Source organism: Acinetobacter sp. FY731 (genome assembly GCF_059515905.1).
The window spans coordinates 1-19,495 of sequence record NZ_JCAKNB010000019.1; the positions used below are offsets into that span (position 1 = coordinate 1).

The 19,495-nt window shown below is 33.5% G+C and carries 16 protein-coding genes; 7 read left to right on the top strand and 9 right to left on the bottom strand.

Going from position 1 to position 19,495, the window contains the following annotated elements; all coding sequences use genetic code 11:
• The 6 genes from ahpF to glyA form a co-directional block, all read right to left on the bottom strand.
• Positions 1–1,553 (bottom strand): alkyl hydroperoxide reductase subunit F (ahpF, locus tag AC5YC8_RS13425; RefSeq protein ID WP_496164291.1); only part of this gene is annotated, 1,553 nt, incomplete at its 3' end.
• Between the two features lie 232 nt (positions 1,554–1,785).
• A complete protein-coding gene (locus AC5YC8_RS13430) occupies positions 1,786–2,697 on the bottom strand; it encodes a hypothetical protein (protein ID WP_496164853.1) in 912 nt (303 codons plus the stop codon).
• Between the two features lie 72 nt (positions 2,698–2,769).
• A complete protein-coding gene (locus tag AC5YC8_RS13435) occupies positions 2,770–3,900 on the bottom strand; it encodes a toxic anion resistance protein (RefSeq protein ID WP_496164854.1) in 1,131 nt (376 codons plus the stop codon).
• Positions 3,901–3,916: 16 nt separating this feature from the next.
• Positions 3,917–4,708, bottom strand: a complete 792-nt coding sequence (locus AC5YC8_RS13440) for a tellurium resistance protein (protein ID WP_496164855.1) — start codon at positions 4,706–4,708, stop codon at positions 3,917–3,919.
• A gap of 168 nt (positions 4,709–4,876) precedes the next feature.
• Positions 4,877–5,281 carry a nucleoside diphosphate kinase regulator gene (gene rnk / locus AC5YC8_RS13445; RefSeq protein ID WP_496164856.1) on the bottom strand — a complete coding sequence of 135 codons (405 nt, stop codon included), beginning with the start codon at positions 5,279–5,281 and terminating at the stop codon, positions 4,877–4,879.
• Between the two features lie 157 nt (positions 5,282–5,438).
• Positions 5,439–6,692 (bottom strand): serine hydroxymethyltransferase, encoded by a 1,254-nt coding sequence (gene glyA, locus AC5YC8_RS13450; RefSeq protein WP_496164857.1) that lies wholly within the window; start codon positions 6,690–6,692, stop codon positions 5,439–5,441.
• Positions 6,693–7,095: 403 nt separating this feature from the next.
• On the opposite strand from glyA, the gene AC5YC8_RS13455 reads away from it, so the two are divergent.
• From AC5YC8_RS13455 to AC5YC8_RS13475, 5 genes are all read left to right on the top strand, one after another.
• Positions 7,096–7,521, top strand: a complete 426-nt coding sequence (locus AC5YC8_RS13455; protein ID WP_496164858.1) for a hypothetical protein — start codon at positions 7,096–7,098, stop codon at positions 7,519–7,521.
• 90 nt (positions 7,522–7,611) lie between these two features.
• Complete coding sequence (locus tag AC5YC8_RS13460; RefSeq protein WP_496164866.1) at positions 7,612–8,310, top strand: exonuclease domain-containing protein; 699 nt, start codon at positions 7,612–7,614, stop codon at positions 8,308–8,310.
• A 77-nt stretch (positions 8,311–8,387) separates the two neighbouring features.
• Complete coding sequence (locus tag AC5YC8_RS13465) at positions 8,388–8,975, top strand: hypothetical protein (RefSeq protein ID WP_496164859.1); 588 nt, start codon at positions 8,388–8,390, stop codon at positions 8,973–8,975.
• A 215-nt stretch (positions 8,976–9,190) separates the two neighbouring features.
• Positions 9,191–9,541: a hypothetical protein gene (locus AC5YC8_RS13470; protein ID WP_496164860.1), complete on the top strand. Its 351-nt coding sequence runs from the start codon at positions 9,191–9,193 to the stop codon at positions 9,539–9,541.
• A 372-nt stretch (positions 9,542–9,913) separates the two neighbouring features.
• Positions 9,914–10,453 (top strand): serine O-acetyltransferase, encoded by a 540-nt coding sequence (locus tag AC5YC8_RS13475; protein ID WP_496164861.1) that lies wholly within the window; start codon positions 9,914–9,916, stop codon positions 10,451–10,453.
• Between the two features lie 138 nt (positions 10,454–10,591).
• On the opposite strand, the gene AC5YC8_RS13480 is transcribed toward AC5YC8_RS13475, so the two are convergent.
• Together AC5YC8_RS13480 and AC5YC8_RS13485 are read right to left on the bottom strand one after the other, a co-directional pair.
• Positions 10,592–12,103, bottom strand: a complete 1,512-nt coding sequence (locus AC5YC8_RS13480) for a basic amino acid/polyamine antiporter (RefSeq protein ID WP_496164862.1) — start codon at positions 12,101–12,103, stop codon at positions 10,592–10,594.
• A gap of 169 nt (positions 12,104–12,272) precedes the next feature.
• Positions 12,273–14,645 (bottom strand): Orn/Lys/Arg family decarboxylase, encoded by a 2,373-nt coding sequence (locus AC5YC8_RS13485; RefSeq protein WP_496120232.1) that lies wholly within the window; start codon positions 14,643–14,645, stop codon positions 12,273–12,275.
• A 636-nt stretch (positions 14,646–15,281) separates the two neighbouring features.
• On the opposite strand from AC5YC8_RS13485, the gene AC5YC8_RS13490 reads away from it, so the two are divergent.
• Together AC5YC8_RS13490 and AC5YC8_RS13495 are read left to right on the top strand one after the other, a co-directional pair.
• Positions 15,282–16,781, top strand: coding sequence for a basic amino acid/polyamine antiporter (locus tag AC5YC8_RS13490; RefSeq protein ID WP_496164863.1), 1,500 nt, complete (start codon positions 15,282–15,284; stop codon positions 16,779–16,781).
• Between the two features lie 56 nt (positions 16,782–16,837).
• Positions 16,838–17,863, top strand: a complete 1,026-nt coding sequence (locus AC5YC8_RS13495; protein ID WP_496164864.1) for a FomA family porin-like outer membrane protein — start codon at positions 16,838–16,840, stop codon at positions 17,861–17,863.
• 84 nt (positions 17,864–17,947) lie between these two features.
• Here AC5YC8_RS13495 and AC5YC8_RS13500 read toward each other — a convergent pair whose 3' ends face one another.
• Entirely contained in the window at positions 17,948–19,408 is a 1,461-nt protein-coding gene (locus AC5YC8_RS13500; RefSeq protein WP_496164865.1) for a basic amino acid/polyamine antiporter, read from the bottom strand.
• Positions 19,409–19,495: the final 87 nt, after the last annotated feature.

Sequence of the window (19,495 nt, forward strand, 5' to 3'; positions counted from 1 at the left end):
CGAATAATATAATCAAAAGCAGATAGAGAAGCTTTAGCACCTTCACCTGTCGCAATGATAATTTGCTTGTAAGGAACAGTTGTACAGTCACCTGCGGCAAATACACCTTTTACATTGGTTTCGTTACGGTCGTTAATTATAATCTCACCACGGTTTGAAAGCTCAACAGCAGTTTCTTTTAAGAAGTCTGTGTTTGGTAACAAACCAATTTGTACAAAGATACCAGCAAGCTCAACCGTTTTAATTTCATCTGTTGCACGGTCTTTGTATTTAAGTGCAGTTACTTGTGAACCATCACCCACCACTTCTGTAGATAACGCATTTTTGATGACTGTTGTGTTTGGCAAGCTGTTCAATTTATCTTGAAGCACTTGGTCAGCACGTAATTTAGTATCAAACTCAACCAATGTTACGTGTTCAACAATACCCGCAAGGTCAATCGCTGCTTCTACACCTGAGTTACCACCACCAATCACAGCAACACGTTTGCCTTTGAATAATGGACCGTCACAGTGTGGGCAGTAAGCAACACCACGAGTACGGTATTCTTGCTCACCAGGAACATTCATTTCTCTCCAACGTGCACCTGTTGAAAGAATCACTGTTTTAGATTCTAGTTTTGCACCATTCTCTAAAGTGACTTCAACTAAGCCATTTGCTGTTTGATCTGCACCTTTAATGTCAGATACACGTTGTAAGTTCATGATGTCTACACCATATTCACGAACGTGTGCTTCCATTTCAGCAGCAAATTTAGGACCTTGAGTTTTTTGTACTGATGTAAAGTTTTCAATATCCATAGTATCCATCACCTGACCGCCCATGCGTTCAGCGACGATACCTGTACGAATACCTTTACGTGCAGCATAAATTGCAGAAGTGTTACCTGCAGGACCACCACCAATTACCAATACATCAAATGCTTCTTTTGCATTTAACTTCTCAGCATCTTTTACAGCAGAATTTGTATCTAACTTTGCAATAATTTCTTCCAAAGTCATACGACCTTGACCAATGTGCTCACCATTTTGGAATAGCATTGGAACTGCCATAATTTTGCGTTCTTCAACTTCGTCTTGGAAGAATGCACCATCAATCATAGTTGCAGTTGTACCTGGATTGTTAATTGCAATTAAGTTAAGCGCTTGAACAACGTCAGGACAGTTATGGCAGCTTAAAGATACAAATACATCGAAGTCAGCAGTTAGGTTTAAACCTTTAATTTGAGCAAGAACTTCATCAGAAACTTTAGGTGCATAACCTGATACTTGTAACAATGCAAGAATCAAAGAAGTGAACTCATGTCCCATTGGTAAACCAGCAAAGTTTACGCGAGGTTGCTCACCTACTTTAGCAATACCAAAGCTTGGCGCACGAGAATTAGTACCGTCAAAACGAGCAGTGACTAAATTAGAAAGTGCAGCAATTTCAGTCACAAGTTCTTTAATTTTGTCTGATTTATCAGAACCATTTAAAGTCGCAACAATTTCAATTGGGCTTTCAAGGCGTTCAAGAAGTGTCTTTAATTGAGCTGAAGTATTTTGGTCTAACATTGCTAACGTCTCCAAAGGAGTAAATATTTATTTGATGAAAGAATCATAGAACAAACAATAAAATAGAGGAAACAGTTTGTTTTTATATTTGTGATCGGTTTTTTAGATTTTAAGTCTACCATTTATGAGCTTTCTTTGTTAATAAGTACTTGTGAAGCATTTCTATCCTACTTATCAAAGGCTTTATATTTCAAATACTCATAATGAAAAATATAAAAAGCTTTAAATACGTTTATTCATAAATTCTTTGCTCAATTCTAAGAACACGTTTTTTAAAGCTCGATACGAGAAAAAATAAAAATAAGCTAAATATGGCTGAAACCACAATCATCACATAAATAAAAACCTGCACATACTTAGAAATGAACTCTGCTTGTATAGCCTGCCGATCAACACTTTTTGCCAGTGGTGTTATTGTTTTACCATAAAGCTGATTTTGTAAGCTCCATATTTGTTCAGGCTGAAAACCATATTCTAGAAATTTAGGGTCATTTTGTTCTGCCTTGACCAATCTTTGCGTAAAAATCATTGCTGACGCTTTATCTGAAGGTTTGTGTAACAAGGCTGTTTGTGCCAATAAATAATCTTGTATAGGCTGAGCAATATCATTACTTTTCAAATATTTTGCGATTTCACTTTCTTGAATATTACTTTCATATTTCACCATTTTTTCAATGGCATACGCTCTTTTATCACCACCATCATATTGCACATAGGTTAAACCAGACCAAAGTAAAATAAATGCAATCAGCCATGCTACAAACTTCAATACAAATGATTGAAATCGAGTATAAAAAAATTTAATCTTTTTCAAAAAATGAATAATGAAAAAAGCCCCAATAAATGAGACAAACATTTTCAATACAAACCAGCCAAACCAAGAGAGCAAACTCAAGAAATAATCTTGAGGATGATCAACACTTACATTTAGACTGGGTACAATATGAAGTTGCTTAACCTCAGTAGATAATCCAAAAAACCCATAAATTAAATCTTGTTGAATAAATAAAGCTAAAACAGATGCAACAAAAATAGTAGATGTTGTTATGACTATGAGCATCACATTTCGCTGTCGTTTTTTGAGTATAACAACACCCTGCTCAATCTGCTTTTTGCTTAATGGATATTCATCTAAGTGGGACAAATTCAGCTCCAAAATTAAATAGATTTCTGCTCTAAACTTTAAAATTCCAGCAAAATTCAGGACATCATCATTTTAAGGTTTCTTTGTTTCACGCAAACTTGATTCAATAACAAGTTGATTCAAATTATGTTGCAAAGCACGTAATCGTTCACTTGCTTCATCACGTTTTTGCACCCCTTCCTTTTGAATTTGAATCACGTCATTGACTGTTTTAATGAGGGTATTTTGCACGTGTTCAAGTGTTTCAATATCTATCACTGAACGTTGGTTTGCTTTGGCTGTATCTACAGAGTTCTGATGTAATAAATCGGCATTACGTTTTAATAAATCGTTGGTTGCATCATCAATTGTATTGGCAAGTTGTACACTATTTTTCTGCTCTTGTAGTGAAATTGCCAAACTAATTTGGTTTTTCCATGCAGGTAACGTGATATTTTTTATTGCATAAAACTTATCAACCAACATCAAGTTATTCGACTGAATAATACGAATCATAGGCAATGTTTGCATTGCAGATTGCTGTAAAATTTGTAAATCACTAATACGCTTTTCTAAATTATTGGCAATATGATTTAAATCATAAATTTTTTGCGTAGTAGTCTGATCTTGAGTTTGACTAGTTAATGTAAAAATTTCCTGTTGAAGATCTTGCTCCGTTAACTTCCCCGCAGCAATATAAATACCAAGTTGCTTATATTCATCTTGCACACCTTCAAACGTTTTATCTAATGTACTCACACGTGCTTTTAAACCATTTTGAGATGTTTCTATTTCTTTTACTAATGCATCAATTTGTTCTTTTGTACTATTAAAATGCTGATCAAAATTTTGTTTCGTACCTTTTAATTTATTGAAAATATTAGTTAAAAATCCAGAGCTTTTAGATTTATTTAAAATACTTGTGGTATTTAATTGCTGCGCTACCTGTACAACTTGATTGAGCTTTTGCCCTGTTGTATCTAAATCTTTATTTTGTACAAGATTTAGCAGCTCATCTGTATAAGTTGACGTTTTAGTTGCAATATTTTTCCCATATTCAGCAACTGAATTATGGCTTAAATCTGAAAGTTCTTTTTGTGCAGCAATCACTTCATGAAAATCTGATACTTGTAAGCCAATTTCTTGCAAGTTTAATTGCTGAAATTTTTGCTCTACTTGTTCATTTGAAGTTTCTACAATTACAGTATTTTCAGAATTTGTCATATTTCACCTTATAACATTATGAATTAGAAGATTTCTCTAATGATTTTTTTAAGTTTTTAATTAAAATTTCTCGACTATTATCTAGCTTTTCAAGCTCGATTTTTGAGCTAGTTTGTTGACTCTGCTTAACATGATATTGCCATACAGGAATTAATACTTGTTGCGCTTCCTTAAAGCGATCTAACAAACTAAATGAAAGTTGCTGAGATAACTGCATTTGTGTAATTGCAATATCATTACTTGTTTGCAGTGTATATAACGTATCAATTTTCTTAGATAGTCTTTGTGTAAAACTATCCAAAGGATGAACATTTTTTACAAAGCTTGGATATTCAACAAGAAACTCTTCTGCAGCCACAATATACTTAAACATCTGCTCACGTAAACCAAGCAATTGCTGAAAACGTGCTTGTGACGTTTGAATTTCAAGTTGTAACTTTTGGCTTAAATGACATGCCCGATCTAACAATGCATCTAAATTTTTATAATATTCAATTTGGCTTGAACCATATTCAATATCTACACCTAACCATTTTTGCAATACATTAAATTTTCGTTTATTGAGGTATTTTTTCGAACTTGATAAAACCGTAATTAATTGCTCAATAGTCTGACTTAACTGAATTGTTAAATAAGGATCTATCCCATCCAATAATAATGATTGGGACTGAATAACTGTATCTGCATAATGATTTAACTTATATTGATCACTTAATAGTGGAACTAAATCTTGACGTTTAATCGATAATACTTCGTTTCGATCTACAATAATTTCTTTAAGTGGAACCAATATTTCAATTTGTGACATTATTTAAAATGCTCATAAATACATCGTTTTATAGTACTGAATCTATTTTGTGATTTTGTGGCGTTTTTGCAATCAAATCTTCTATTTAACTTCATTATTTTATTACAAATAAAACATATAAAAAAAGCCATGATCATTCATGGCTTAATTAAATAAACACAAAGAAAATTATAAATAATCGCCTTCACGCTCTGGTTGGTACAATACTTTTTCAATTTTCACTTTCATAGGTTGACCATCAGGTTGTGGCCATTCAATCACTTGACCTTCAGCCAAACCTAAAATTGCAGCACCAATAGGTGCAATTACATTCACCTGACCTTTTTCACCCTTAAACTCATGCGGATAAACCAAAGTCACTTCTGTCGCTGCTGTAGATGGTGCTAGTGTAATGAGTACTTTTGCATTCATGCTGACAACATTTGTAGGGACATCTTTAGGTGCTACAACTTCTGCACGAGCTAACTCATCTTCCAAATGTTTCATTGTTGGAGTTAAAGCCGTCTGATGTTCTAACATTGTTTCTAAACGATGTAGATCTTGTTCAGAAAGAATAATATTGGGTTTAGACATTCTAATTTGTTCCTATACTTAAAAAGCTTCAATCACACAGCCAAAAGATTATTTTTATTTCTCATTCTTTTATATCAGAAATAAAAAGGATTAGTTAACTTTTCATTTTAATAGCTATAAAAAAAGCCCCCTTGAGGGGGCTTTTCTCAAGTAAAACTTATTTTGCGTAAACTGGGAATTTAGCGCATACAGTTTCAACTTTCGCTTTAACAGCGTTAATTACAACTTCGTCGCCTTTCGCATCTAAGATATCAGCGATCCAACCTGCAAGGTCACGTACTTCAGCTTCACCGAAGCCACGCGTTGTAACAGCAGGCGTACCAATACGGATACCTGAAGTAACAAACGGAGAACGTGGATCGTTTGGTACAGAGTTTTTGTTCACAGTAATGTGAGCCGCACCTAACCAAGCATCAGCTTCTTTACCCGTAATGTCTTGTTTAATTAAAGACAATAGGAATAAATGGTTTTTCGTACCACCAGAAACAACTTCATAACCGCGTTCAATAAGAACTTCAGCCATTACTTGAGCATTTTTAACGACTTGCTCTTGGTAAGCTTTGTATTCAGGAGCCATTGCTTCTTTAAAGCAAATCGCTTTAGCCGCTACAGCGTGAACTAAAGGACCACCTTGGTTACCTGGGAATACAGCAGACTGTAGTTTTTTCTCGATTTCTTCGTTTGCTTTAGCAAGTATTAAACCAGAACGTGGACCACGAAGTGTTTTGTGAGTAGTCGTTGTTGTTACGTCAGCAATTTGAACTGGGCTTGGGTAAACACCAGCAGCAACTAAACCAGCAACGTGAGCCATATCTACAAATAGGTATGCGCCAACTTTATCCGCGATATCACGGAAACGCTGCCAATCTACAACTTGGCTGTATGCAGAGAAACCTGCAACAATCATTTTTGGCTTATGTTCTTCAGCTAAACGCTCAACTTCTTCATAGTCGATTTCGCCAGTTTCAGGGTTTAAGCCGTACTGAATAGCATTATATGTTTTACCAGAGAAGCTTACTTTAGCACCGTGAGTCAAGTGACCACCGTGAGCAAGGCTCATACCCAACACTGTATCGCCTGGGTTAAGAAGCGCTAAGTAAACAGCAGAGTTTGCTTGAGAACCAGCATGTGGTTGAACGTTTGCGTAGTCAGCACCAAAGAGTTCTTTAGCACGGTCAATTGCCAATTGTTCAATAACGTCTACGTATTCACAACCGCCATAGTAGCGTTTGCCTGGGTAGCCTTCAGCATATTTGTTAGTCAGTTTTGAACCTTGTGCTTCCATAACTGCTGGTGAGCAGTAGTTTTCAGAAGCGATTAACTCAATGTGAGCTTCTTGACGAGCATCTTCTTTCGAAATTGCTTGAGCTAATTCTGGGTCAAATTCGGCAATAGAGATATTGGCAAACATTAGCGAGGTCCTATTAAATTAGGGCTTTTAAGCCGTGCTAAGATTGGCCGATAGTGTAGCACGAAGTTAATAAATTTTGAGAATGAACTTTGCTCACTTTTACATAAAAATTACGCATGTTTTCAAAAAAATTCGCTTTTTCATTAAAAACAACTTATTGAATTGATATTGAAGTTTTTAAATATTGATTTAAATCATCAAAATATAATTTAACTAGAAATACGAATGCTGAACAATCACTCATACACATAGATTTCTACTTAGATATTTATTAAACAAATTAAAATGAAAGGCTAAAATTAAAATTTAGACTAAAGATTCAAACATAAAATTGAAGTCATTGTTTTCATAAGTTATATTTTATTTTTTACATTTAATATAAAAAATCATGTACGAACTCGCATTGTTATTACTTGGTTTTATATTAGGCTTTTTCGTAAAAAGCCATTTAAATAAATCTCAACCGCAACAAAAAAAACGACCATATTATCGTCCCCTGACTCATCAACAAAAATTACAACTTAAAAGTTTCCATCAAACAGATAGCGATAGAATCCGTGAATTAAATCGTTTAAGTGCAAATGAAAGTGTTTTTTTAAGATTACTCAAGCAAACATTTATAGATTTTGAGATCGCTATAAAGCAAAACAGGTTTATTGTTTTAGATAAAGACAAAATGCCTTGTGCAATTTTTGAATATAGAGATGGTGTGCAAGCTATAAAACTGGTCGATCAAGAGGATGGTATTCCTCTTCACCTATATAAAGGTTTAATTTCTAGTTCAGAGCTTAAAATAGATTATCAAAACATTATTTCAGCATATAGATAGATTTTCGTTTCGATCTACGCTCATTCAATTGTCACTGCACAAATGATAATGTTAAATTCAACAGAATTACTTATTCTTTTGGAATGCGATATGCAAGCCATTATCCTCGACACAGAAACTCATACATTAAATGGTCAGCCCATTGAAATTGCATACGCTCCTATTCAAGTTGAAAATGGTAAACTCACTTTAGATAAATCCAAACTATTTGATCAGCTCTACTCTGTCGATGAACCTATTTCATTTGCTGCAATGGCTGTACACCACATTTTAGAATCGGACTTGATAAATCAGCCGCATTACACAACTTTTAAATTACCAGAAGACACCACATATATTATTGGCCATAACATTGATTATGATATTCGAGCTCTTGAAAAATGTGGTGTAGATAGTTCAAAAATCAAAGCAATTTGTACACTTGCACTTGCACGTAAAGTTTGGCCAGATGCTGAGGCACATAATATCTCTGCTCTTATTTATATGATTACTAAGGGCAGTGAAAAAGCCCGTGACATGATTAAAAAAGCACATCGTGCAGATATGGATATTATTTTAACAGCCAATATTTTGATGCATATTGTGCATCATTTAAATATCGAATCTATGGAAGCTTTATTCGACGCTTCAGAAGATGCCCGTATTCCACGCACTATTAATTTTGGTAAACATCGTGGTACTCAAATTTCAGAATTACCTACCGATTATGTGCAATGGCTAATGCGCCAAGACGATTTAGACCCTTATTTACGCAAGGCTTTAGAAAACAATACAATATCAACTTTATGATACTTAATAAAAGCTTCATATTAGTGTAATTTTCAAGCAGTAGCATATGCTTTAATTTACAGGGGGTAAATTAAAGCATGTTACATTTTTCAAAAACAAAATTAGGTCTTCAAGTTTTACAAGATCGCTCCATTCCTTTAAACGCAAGACAAAGACAACTTCTATTACTTATTGGCACACCAGATTTAGCCGTCATAACTGAGGCGACTAAAGCACGAATAGCACAGCCTGAAATTCTAGATTTATTATTTGAAAAAGGTTTAATTTTCAACAAAAATTTAAGTCATATTGAAACAGTAGAAATAACTCAAGAAGATTCAGAACAAAATTCATTAAATACCCATCCGAATCTTATTCCACCTCAAATAGAACATAAGAATATTGATATTCCAAAAGCATCTTTTAAAGATGAAAACATTGAATTAGAGGTAGCTCTAAGCTTCGATGATGTGAAAGCATTAATGATAAAAAGCTTACAAGAATATTGTGGCTTACTTGCCAAACCACTCATTATTCAAATTGAAAATGCTTTAAACTTAGAAATACTTCAGCGTTGTAGAATGCAATGGATTACTCATTTACAAGAGTCAAAAATTCATCCCAATAAACTGAATTTTTATTTACAACATATTAATTATTCTCTTGTAAAAATTACTAACAAATAATTTAGAGCTTTTAACTGTAAGCTCATTCATAATTAGAATTAACATAGAAGTAAAGACTCCTCCACTTTACTTCTATCTTATTCATTCTTAAAAATATTTAATTCTTATATTAATTTTAAAGTTTCTGCTTTAGTCTTTTTTACGACCTTATTGCTATATCACTATTCTTTAATTTAAGCGATAAACAACTCCTATTTTCCTAAGATTTATATGTCATGTTGTACTCATTTGAATTCGATGAATTTGATAATCCTATGCATTTAAGTAAAGTTGGTAATTGGGTATTTACCTTTTTAAGCCCACAACAGCAAATTGAACATATTCAATTAGCAATAACGAATGTTATTCCTAGACAAGTCAATACAGAACTTCAAACTCGCAGATTAATCATAGAACACAACCATCAAAACTTATGGAATATTATGCAGCTTGAATGTTTTGATGGTTTAAACCAAAAAGAAATATTAATGCCTCTTCAAAATTTACAGGTCAATAATATTTTCCAAGACATTATTCATGAATTTGCTAAATATGATGTCGAAATTAAGCTACATTCAATCGCATAAAAAAAAGCTCGCATTACTGCGAGCTCTTGGTTGGAAGGCTAGTGCTGATTTCTTGTTTAAATGAATTAAACTCAATGAGCTGTCAATGATCCGTCCAACTTCTTTGTAGTGTCTTCGCGACCTACTGTAAATTAAATATAAAACTGGTCTGGTTAAACAACAAGGCTTAATAACACTTCTAAACTAGAAAGCATCTAAATTATTATTGAAATTTATCAAAAATAGTTCAAAATATTATGCTTAATATTTACACAAAATTAAATTTTCTTATCTTTTAGATACTTTGTTTTTAATTTTCACTTTATTTGTTCTAAAATCTCCAAACTTTCCATAGGTATTAAAAAAATACCTGCCCTTGTTCGGAAATCAAAAATGATTATGCAATATATTTTAAGTGACCTTTATCGATATTGTGGTAACACATCACTTAAATCTTTTGTTAAAAACTATTTTTTCAATAGAGGCTTTAATTTTAGCTTTTGGTTACGTATTGCAAGTTCAAAATCATTCGTAGGAAAACTGGTCTATCCTATTTTTTATTATAAAAAGAAAAAGTACGGTATTGATATTCATTGCAGCACTCAAATTGGTTACGGTTTATATATTGGCCATGGCGGTCCTTTAGTTGTTAACCCAACCACTATTATTGGCAATAATGTAAATTTATCTCAATTTACAACAATTGGAGCAAATGGCGGTAAGCACGCTGCTGTCATTGGTGACAATGTTTATATTGGCCCTAATGTTTGTATTATTGACCATGTCCACATTGGAAATAATGTCACCATTGGGGCAGGTAGTGTTGTAACCAAAGACATTCCAGAAAATGCAACGGCTGTTGGTAATTATGCAAAAGTAATTAATTACAATAATGCGGGTGAATCTGTAAATAGACGCTGGACTATTCAATAATAAATACGATATACCCCCTTATTTTTGACTAGCTAGCTTACCTCTAACCTGTTAATGGGTTTCATAAGCTAACTAGCCAATGTATTTTCATCAAATTTCGATTTTCTTAAGAAAAATCTCCATCCTTATCCAAACTCATTAAAATAAATCGGTTGTAAAAAGCAAGAACAATACAACAATATCTACTAATAATAAGATTGCTAAATACAGTTTTTCACGCTGTTCAAAAATTGGTTGACCATCATTCTTTTCTTTTCTAGACCAAATATAAACAGGTAGACCTAAAGTAAGTAAAAAAGGAATCAGTGCTACATATTTAAACTCACTTGCATATAGAATAAATATACAAAATACAGCACCTAAAACTCCGCTACACATTGCTAAAGTTTTACCTGCATTAGATTGATGATTAAAGTGTACATATTGATTTTTATAACAAATTTTTGCCATATATAAAGTCGCAGCAAAATATGCAGGTACTACCATTAGCGCACTAATACTATACATAGCCACCCAAGCATCATCAGAAAAATACACTAACAGCATTGCTGCTTGCATTACACCACTACTGACCCACAAAGAAACAGTTGCAGATTCATTTTTATTTTTCTTTGCAAATGCTTTAGGAAAAGCTCCTTTTTCTCCAGCAACCATGGGAATTTCAGCACATAACATCGTCCAAGCTAACCAACCTGTTAATATGGAAATAATTAATCCCACATTCATAAGCCAATCACCCCAATTACCAACTACATGCCCTAGTACACCAGCAATGGAAGGATTCGGAAGAACAGCAAGTTGTGCTTGAGTCATAACCCCAAATGGCAACACAGAAATTAAAATATAAATGACCAATGCAGCAATAAAACCGATAAGCGTTGCTTTACCAACATCTGACTTTTTCTTAGCACGGCCAGATAAAACAACCGCTCCTTCAACACCAATAAAAGACCATAAAGCAATTGTTATTGGTGCAACAATTTGCGCTAATAACGTCACTGGTACAGTTTGATGATGAGATTGCGTCATGATTTGAGGATCTGTTCCCCAAACATTTGAACTGAACATGACATAGTCTATAGAAACACCTAAAATTAATATAAATAAAGTGAGTGGAACCAATACAGCAATAGTCCCTATCACATTAATTTTACTTGCCACTCTTATGCCAGATAAAACCAAAAAGTTATAAGCCCAAATTAAAACTGAACCACAAATAATTGAAATTAAATTATTCCCCCCTGTAAACACCCCAGGGAAAAAATCATCAAAAGCATCCATCAATAGCACAGCAAAAGCAACGTTACCTAGGCAGGTCATTAACCAATAACCCCAAGCAACGTTAAACCCAATAAAAGGACCAAAGCCTTCTTGTGCATACATATAAACACCCGCATTTAAATCGGGTCTTAAATCGGATAATAAACGGAATGAATTGGCAATAAAATAAATGCCTATGCCTGCAATAATCCAAGCAATAATAACGGGTCCAACTGCAGAAGAAACCGCAGAATTCTGCGGTAAACTAAACACACCTCCCCCTAACATAGAACAAACAACTACCGCAATAAGCGCGATAATTCCCAATTTCCCCTTATTATCATTACTTACTACATCTGAATTTTTCGCAGAAGCTAATTCTTCACTCATATCATCTTCCTTATTCTGTTAAGGCAATATATTCGTACGTGATTCATGAGATATGGTTGGGATAATTCTTTTTTATTACGCCATATTCCCGATTACGATACTGATCTAAATCTCAGTCATAACCTCTAGTATTTTAAATTATTATCCCAATCAAATATCTCTATTTTTATTAGCGCCCTTTTTTAATTGAAGTAGATGTTTTTCTATTAAATCGAATATGCTTTGGTAATTCAGCACCCTCACTTTCATCTTCTATAATGGCTCTTACCCAATAATCCCCATTTTGATCTACATTAACACCCTGTATTTCATGATCAAAACCTGGAAATTTTTTATCGAAAGTTTGCAATGCTTGTAAATAACCTAAAATACCCGTGTCATCTTGCGGTAAGCGTTCTCCCGGCATAAGTACAGGAATACCTGGTGGATAAGGCACAAGCATACTTGCTGCAATTCGTCCGCTAAAATCACTCAATCGTATATGTTCAGCTTTATAACGTACTACTTTTTGATAGGCTTCGGCTGGGGTTAATACGGGTTCAGGGGTACTACTAACTGCTTTACTAATATGCTCAATTAAATCAAGTTCATGCATTGTTTCGTGCATGCTTTGACATAACTCTTTTAAAGTCATTTCTTCATACTTATTTGAAGCAGATTTTAAAGATGGAATTGCATCTGTTGCACAAGCACCTGAATCATATAAATGCTTAAACTCTAGTAAGCTTTCAATTAATGTACCCCACTTCCCTTTCGTGATTCCGACAGAGAATAAGATAAGTAAGGTATAGTCTCCCGTACGAGCAATTTCAGTATGTCTATCATCTAAAAATTTAGTAATGATATATCCAGGAATACCCATATTTTGATATTGACCATTTGGTAACAAACCTGGACACGTAATTGTTACTTTAACAGGGTCAAGCATGATATCTGAGTCTGCGACATCTTTATTATTAAACCCATGCCAACTATCATTTTCTTTTAAAGTCCAAACATCTGCTGTACGACTTAAAAGTGACATTGGCGCTGAAGTGAATGAATAGTTCTGACCTGTAGCAGGATCTTTCACTTCTGTCGGCTGCAATACATCAAAGAACCAACTTTTTTCGCCTTCCTTTTCTATTAACTTATTTTTAATATTTACAACAGCTTGTCTAAATGAAATCGCTTCTTCTATCGATTCTTGTACTAACGACTCACCAGGTATCCCCTCCATCATACTGACAGCTACATCAATTGAAGCAATAATTGGATAAAACGGTGAAGTTGTGCCATGCATCATAAATGAGTCATTAAAATCATCAAAATCTAGAGGTGCTCGATCACTTTTTTTCACATGAATCATCGATGCCATAGATAAAGCTGGCAGCATTTTATGTGTTGAATGTACTGCAAATAAAGTCGGTCGGTTTGGCGTATCATCATCAATATCCATTGCAAAGCGATCTTTATACAAAGGATGAAATTTTGCATACGCATACCAAGCTTCGTCAAAATGAATGCGTGGAACACTTAGTTTGAGTTCATCTACTATTTTTTTAACATTGTAGCAAAACCCATCATAAGTACAGTTTGTAATCACGGCATATGTTGGTTCTATATCAACAGCATTTGCACTTAAAGTACTTTCCTTTATTAGCCCATCTATGTACGATTTTTTAAGTCGATGTAATGGTATTGGTCCAATCAACCCTAAACCATTACGTGTTGGTGTTAAATATACTGGACGACCACGAGATAAAGTTAAACCATGATTAAGTGATTTATGGCAATTTCGATCCATTAATACAAGTTCATTTTCACCAATTGCTGCTTGCGCAACAATTCGATTAGAACCCGAAGAACCTGCAACTCCATAAAATGTCCAATCAGCACCAAATAACTGTGCGGCTTTCACTTCTGATTTTTTAGATGGCCCTGCATGAATTAAATAGTCTCCCATTTCAGCAGTAGCAACACCAATATCAGCCCGCATAATATTTTCACCAAAGAAATTGATAAACTCAATTCCTACTGGGTGCTTAAGATAAGCCATCCCCCCCATATGCCCAGGACAATCCCAATAATAGTCACCCTTTTCAGTAAAATCTTTTAATGTTTTAAAATATGGAGGAAGAAGATTTTCAGCATATTGACGTATCGCTGTATAAATGCGATTTGCAGTAAATGCTGGGGTTTCTGAATATAAATAAACATATTCTTTTACTTCTTTTAATATTTCTAAAGAAACTGTATCTGTAATTGCATCTTCTGAAAATAAAAAAATTGGGACTCTTTCATTTCTTTCTCTTATTTTTTTAACAAGTACCTCACCTTCTTTATTTACTTTTTCATCTAAACTATTCCAAACCAAGCCAATTAAACTATATTTAGGACTTTCTTTTACTAGTTTTAAACCATCTTCAATTGATTCTGCAATTGTTAAATAAAATCCTCTTTGGGATAGATCATTATTAATTTGAACTAAATACTTATATGCTGGATGTGTATTTTCAATCTTCTCAGAAAGCACAACCAATATATTTTTATTAAACTTCATTTTCAAACCCCTTCTTATAATGTTATTTCAGTTAATCATAAACAAAAATAAGAATAGTTATTTTTTGTATATTTTTAAAACAACAATAAAAACTGAAATTAAAAACAAATTAACTTCAAAAAATAATCAAATAAAATAATGTTTAGGCAGGCTTTAAATAATATTTAATAAATCTTAAATATTATTTAAACAACTTATCTTTGTGATTAATATCACAAAAAAAATAAACCACACTACGGCAATACCAATGGAGCAAAAAAATAAAATTATTTTTAATATCAACAATATACAAGACATATTGAATTAAAAAAACCAAAAACACATTGATGCTTTGTGATCGTTTTTAACACACTATTATGTTAAAAATAATACAAAAAATTACTATCACTATACCGCCTTATGATTTACTAAATTCACATCACAAAAGGCTTTAAAATTATGAATATATAATGCTGATAAAATATTTTTCTAGATTTAAAAGCCAATGTTCATATATTTTTTATGATTAACGTGTTTGACCACACAATATATTTTAATCCTAAAAAATCACCCACAAGAAACATAACAAATAAAGACTAGCTACAAACTAAATATCACATTAAAACCCAAATACTAAACCATAATAAGGAGTTTAGAATGAGTAATGAAACAAAAACAATCTCCGCCAATAATGGTGATTCAAATAATAGTGCAAAGCTTGGTTTATTAGCATTAATCGCAATTGTAGTTGGTTCAATGCTCGGTGGTGGGGTATTTAGCTTGCCACAAAATACTGCAGAATCATCTGCTGTTGGTCCAGTCATTATCGCGTGGTTAATTGCAGGCATTGGCATATACTTTATTGCTAACTCCTTCCGCTTGTTATCAGATTTAAGACCTGATTTACAAGCTGGTGTTTATATGTATGCTCAAGAAGGATTTGGTTCATTTATTGGGTTTAACGTTGCTTGGGGTTATTGGTTAATGACCTGCTTCGGAAACGTCGCATTTGCAATTATTTTAATGGATGCATTTAATGAGTTTTTCCCTGGTGTCTTTACAGGAGGTAATAACCTAACCTCCATTATTTGTGGTTCAGTTCTTATTTGGGGTTATAACTTTTTAGTACTTTCAGGTACTCGCGTTGCAGGTGCAATTAATACCATTGGTACAATTGCTAAATTAGTTCCTTTAATTCTTTTCGTCCTAATTTTAGGATTCCTGATTAACTACACACAATTATTTAATAACTTCTGGGGAACTGATCCTGCTATTACAGTTAGCAGTACAGATTCCACACCTGTATCACTAATGACACAAATTCTTGCACCAATGACCGTTACACTTTGGGCATTTATTGGTGTTGAAGGCGCTGTTGTACTTTCAGGCAGAGCAAAGAAAAAATCGGATGTAGGTAAAGCAACTTTAATCGGATTTATCCTTGCATTAATCATTTATATTTTGCTTTCATTATTACCTTTTGGCGCTATGCCTCAAACAGAACTAGCTCAAGTAGCTAACCCTTCAACTGCAGGGGTTTTACAATCTCTAGTTGGTAACTGGGGCAACTGGCTCATGAGTATTGGGCTTATCATCTCTGTATTAGCAGGTTGGTTAGCATGGACAATGCTTTGTGCTGAAATTCCAATGGCAGCAGGTCAAAATGGCGCATTTCCAAAAGCATTTGCTAAAACCAATAAAAAACATGCTGCATCTGTATCGTTATGGGTCAGTAGTTTTGTTATGCAAGCAGCAATGTTATTGGTTTATTTTTCAAATAACGCTTGGGAAACGATGTACAACATTAGTGCGTTAATGGTAGTACCCGCTTATTTCACAACAACATTATTCATGGCAAAAATTTGCCTAAATAAACAGTATGATCAATACGCTCAATCAGGTAAAAAACTTGCACTATGGAGCGGAATTCTAGGTGCTCTATTCTGTGCATTTATTTTATATGCTAGTGACTTTAAATATGTTGCTTTAATTCCAGTATTACTGACTTGTGGTCTACCAGTATATATATGGTCTAGAAAAGAAAAGCATGATGGTCAACCAATATTTAATAGTCGAGAAAAATGGTATTTATTGATTTTACTCGGACTAGATTTACTTATTTTACTATTATTTTTCACGACAGATATTTTTAAATAATTGATTTTAGTTGCCTTGATTTATATCAAGGCAACTTATATTCAAAGGACAATCATATGAAAATAAGAAATATTGTAGTAGCTACATGTATCATTGGATTTACATGCCATATATCTGCTGAAGAATTTGTTAAAAATGGTTCTGTAAATTACACCCAGACCTTCTATGGAAACGCCGGTTCTTACAAAACCGCGACATCACACCCTTCTATCACCCTGAACTATAACTTTGCTCCAAAATGGAATATACAATTAGAGTGGGATAGAACATGGAATATGTACAACTATACAGGGGCTGTAAACCAGCAAGATAATAGTTACGGTGCTCCAAAACTTAGCTTAACCAATAATTATGGAACTTTGAGTAATTCCAAAGTGAACTGGTCAACAACATTAACAGCTAAATATGAAAATGATTATGATCATATTGACCAAACATTTATCATGGCACAAACTAGCTTTGATTTTTCAGACTATATTCCTAAAAAGAAATATTTCAATATGACTCAATTGGCAATAATGCCAATGTATTACTACGGCTGGAATACAACTGGTCCATCAGGTCACACCAATACTGCTGTTTTAAGCCTACAAACCGACACACAATTTACCTCTAATCTTTCATGGGCATTTAATGCCTATGGTATTCGCAGTTGGAATCAGGGTAATTCTTTTGTTACCAACCCTAATGATAAAAATGAAACAGCAAATTATTTTATGATTATTTCATATTTAGATTATGGAAAAGAAATTTATAAATTTAATGATAAAGCATCATTAGACTTTAATTTCATAACAGGATTTGATCCTTGGATTTCTTCTAATAAACATACTACTGTTCAACCTTTTCTTGTGGGTGAAGAAATGTATGAATGGTTAAGCCCGACCATTTTAAATGGTACTTATCATAATACTTTTACTTTTTTTGCATTACCTCAAATTGAATTCAATTATGAAGTATCAAAAAACTTATCTCTCAATATGTTTATTCAAACAAAATATTCAAATCAAATATGGGGAGATAATGAAAAAGGTTGGAAATTTCAACCCCAAGGTGGTTTTGGTATTACCCATAATTTTTAAAAAAATATTATTAATCCCAAAAAAAATATCAGGTAATAAAAATAGTATTACCTGATATTTTATTACTTATCTAAAATCAAAAAACTAAATCACCAATATCCCTTTAAAAAATAATGACAAAACCACCACATCCAAAATTAATAATACTCCAACACTATATTTTTCAAATGTTGTGAATATCTGTTTATTAGATTGTGCTTTCTTAGCCCATATAAACAAAGGTAAACCAAGAGTAAGTAATAATGGTGTTAATGCAACATAACGAATATCACTGGCATACAGCATAAATCCACAAAAAACTATACTAATTACACTTGTGATAATTGCGATAATTCTGCCTGTTGGAAAATATTTATTTGCTAACGTAGGATGTACACTCATTTTTAATAAGTATGCAGCCGATGCAAAATAAGCAGGCAAAACAGTAATTGCAGAAATTGCCAATAAAGTTAACCAAGCATTTTTTGAAAAATAAATCAGTAATACCACAGCCTGCATAATAAAACTGCTCACCCATAACGATACAGAAGCAGCTTCATTTTCATTTTTCTTTGCAAATGATTTTGGAAATGTTCCGTCCTTAGCCGCAATCATTGGTACTTCAGCACAAATCATCGTCCATGCTAACCAACTTGCTAAAATTGAAACAAGAACCCCAATATTAATGAGCCATTCTCCCCAATCACCCGTGACAGACTTCAATACCCCTGCTGTCGAGGGTGTGGCAATTTGACTTAATACATGCTGTGACAAAACACCAAATGGTAATATAGAAACTAAGATACAAATACTTAAAGAAATCATAAAACCAATAAAAGTGGCTTTACTAATATCCTTTTTATTTTTCGCTCGATCTGATAATGCTACGGCACTTTCTACACCAATAAAACACCACAATGCGACATCTAGCGGTTCAATGACTTGTTTTACAATAGGTCCCAATTGCCTTGAGCCATCGATCGTCTCTTCTCCCCAGATATTTGTTGTAAACTGTGTCCAACTTAATGAAAAAAGCACGAAAAAAACAAAGATAACTAGTGGAATCATTTTTGCAAATGTGCCAACCAAATTAATTGATCCAGCAACTTTAGTACCCGACAATACTAAAAAGTTAAACCCCCAAATTAATATTGAAGCACCAATTAAAGATGGAATATTATTTCCACCTTTAAAATCACCAGGTAAAAAATAATTTAATACGTCCATCACCATAATAGCAAATGCCACATTACTAAACATGGTCATAAACCAATATCCCCAACCTGACATAAATGCGGTAAAGGGGCCAAATCCCTCACGTGCATACATATAAATACCAGAGGGTAAATCCGATCTTACGTTTGATAAAGTCATAAATGTTCTTGCAATGAAGAACATACCAAACCCACAAATTAACCACGCAATAAGAACAGGTGCTAAAGCAGAGTTAGCAGCCATATTTTGAGGTAAACCGTCTACTCCACTTCCAATCATAGAACTGACGACAATTGCAGTTAAAGCTACCAACCCTAATTTTTTTCTACTCTCAGAATCTTTATCAGACATTGCCTGCCTCTCCTTTAATTTTATTTTTATCTAATTATTTATATGACTTATTAATATTAGCACTCATCAATGAAATTAGCGAACCCA

Bases quoted from the DNA above. Each gene is read 5' to 3' on its own strand.
- AC5YC8_RS13435 (WP_496164854.1), bottom strand. From the start codon at position 3,900: ATGACAAATTCTGAAAATACTGTAATTGTAGAAACTTCAAATGAACAA.
- AC5YC8_RS13440 (WP_496164855.1), bottom strand. From the start codon at position 4,708: ATGTCACAAATTGAAATATTGGTTCCACTTAAAGAAATTATTGTAGAT.
- rnk (WP_496164856.1), bottom strand. From the start codon at position 5,281: ATGTCTAAACCCAATATTATTCTTTCTGAACAAGATCTACATCGTTTA.
- glyA (WP_496164857.1), bottom strand. From the start codon at position 6,692: ATGTTTGCCAATATCTCTATTGCCGAATTTGACCCAGAATTAGCTCAA.
- AC5YC8_RS13460 (WP_496164866.1), top strand. From the start codon at position 7,612: ATGCAAGCCATTATCCTCGACACAGAAACTCATACATTAAATGGTCAG.
- AC5YC8_RS13465 (WP_496164859.1), top strand. From the start codon at position 8,388: ATGTTACATTTTTCAAAAACAAAATTAGGTCTTCAAGTTTTACAAGAT.
- AC5YC8_RS13470 (WP_496164860.1), top strand. From the start codon at position 9,191: ATGTTGTACTCATTTGAATTCGATGAATTTGATAATCCTATGCATTTA.
- AC5YC8_RS13475 (WP_496164861.1), top strand. From the start codon at position 9,914: ATGATTATGCAATATATTTTAAGTGACCTTTATCGATATTGTGGTAAC.
- AC5YC8_RS13480 (WP_496164862.1), bottom strand. From the start codon at position 12,103: ATGAGTGAAGAATTAGCTTCTGCGAAAAATTCAGATGTAGTAAGTAAT.
- AC5YC8_RS13485 (WP_496120232.1), bottom strand. From the start codon at position 14,645: ATGAAGTTTAATAAAAATATATTGGTTGTGCTTTCTGAGAAGATTGAA.
- AC5YC8_RS13490 (WP_496164863.1), top strand. From the start codon at position 15,282: ATGAGTAATGAAACAAAAACAATCTCCGCCAATAATGGTGATTCAAAT.
- AC5YC8_RS13495 (WP_496164864.1), top strand. From the start codon at position 16,838: ATGAAAATAAGAAATATTGTAGTAGCTACATGTATCATTGGATTTACA.
- AC5YC8_RS13500 (WP_496164865.1), bottom strand. From the start codon at position 19,408: ATGTCTGATAAAGATTCTGAGAGTAGAAAAAAATTAGGGTTGGTAGCT.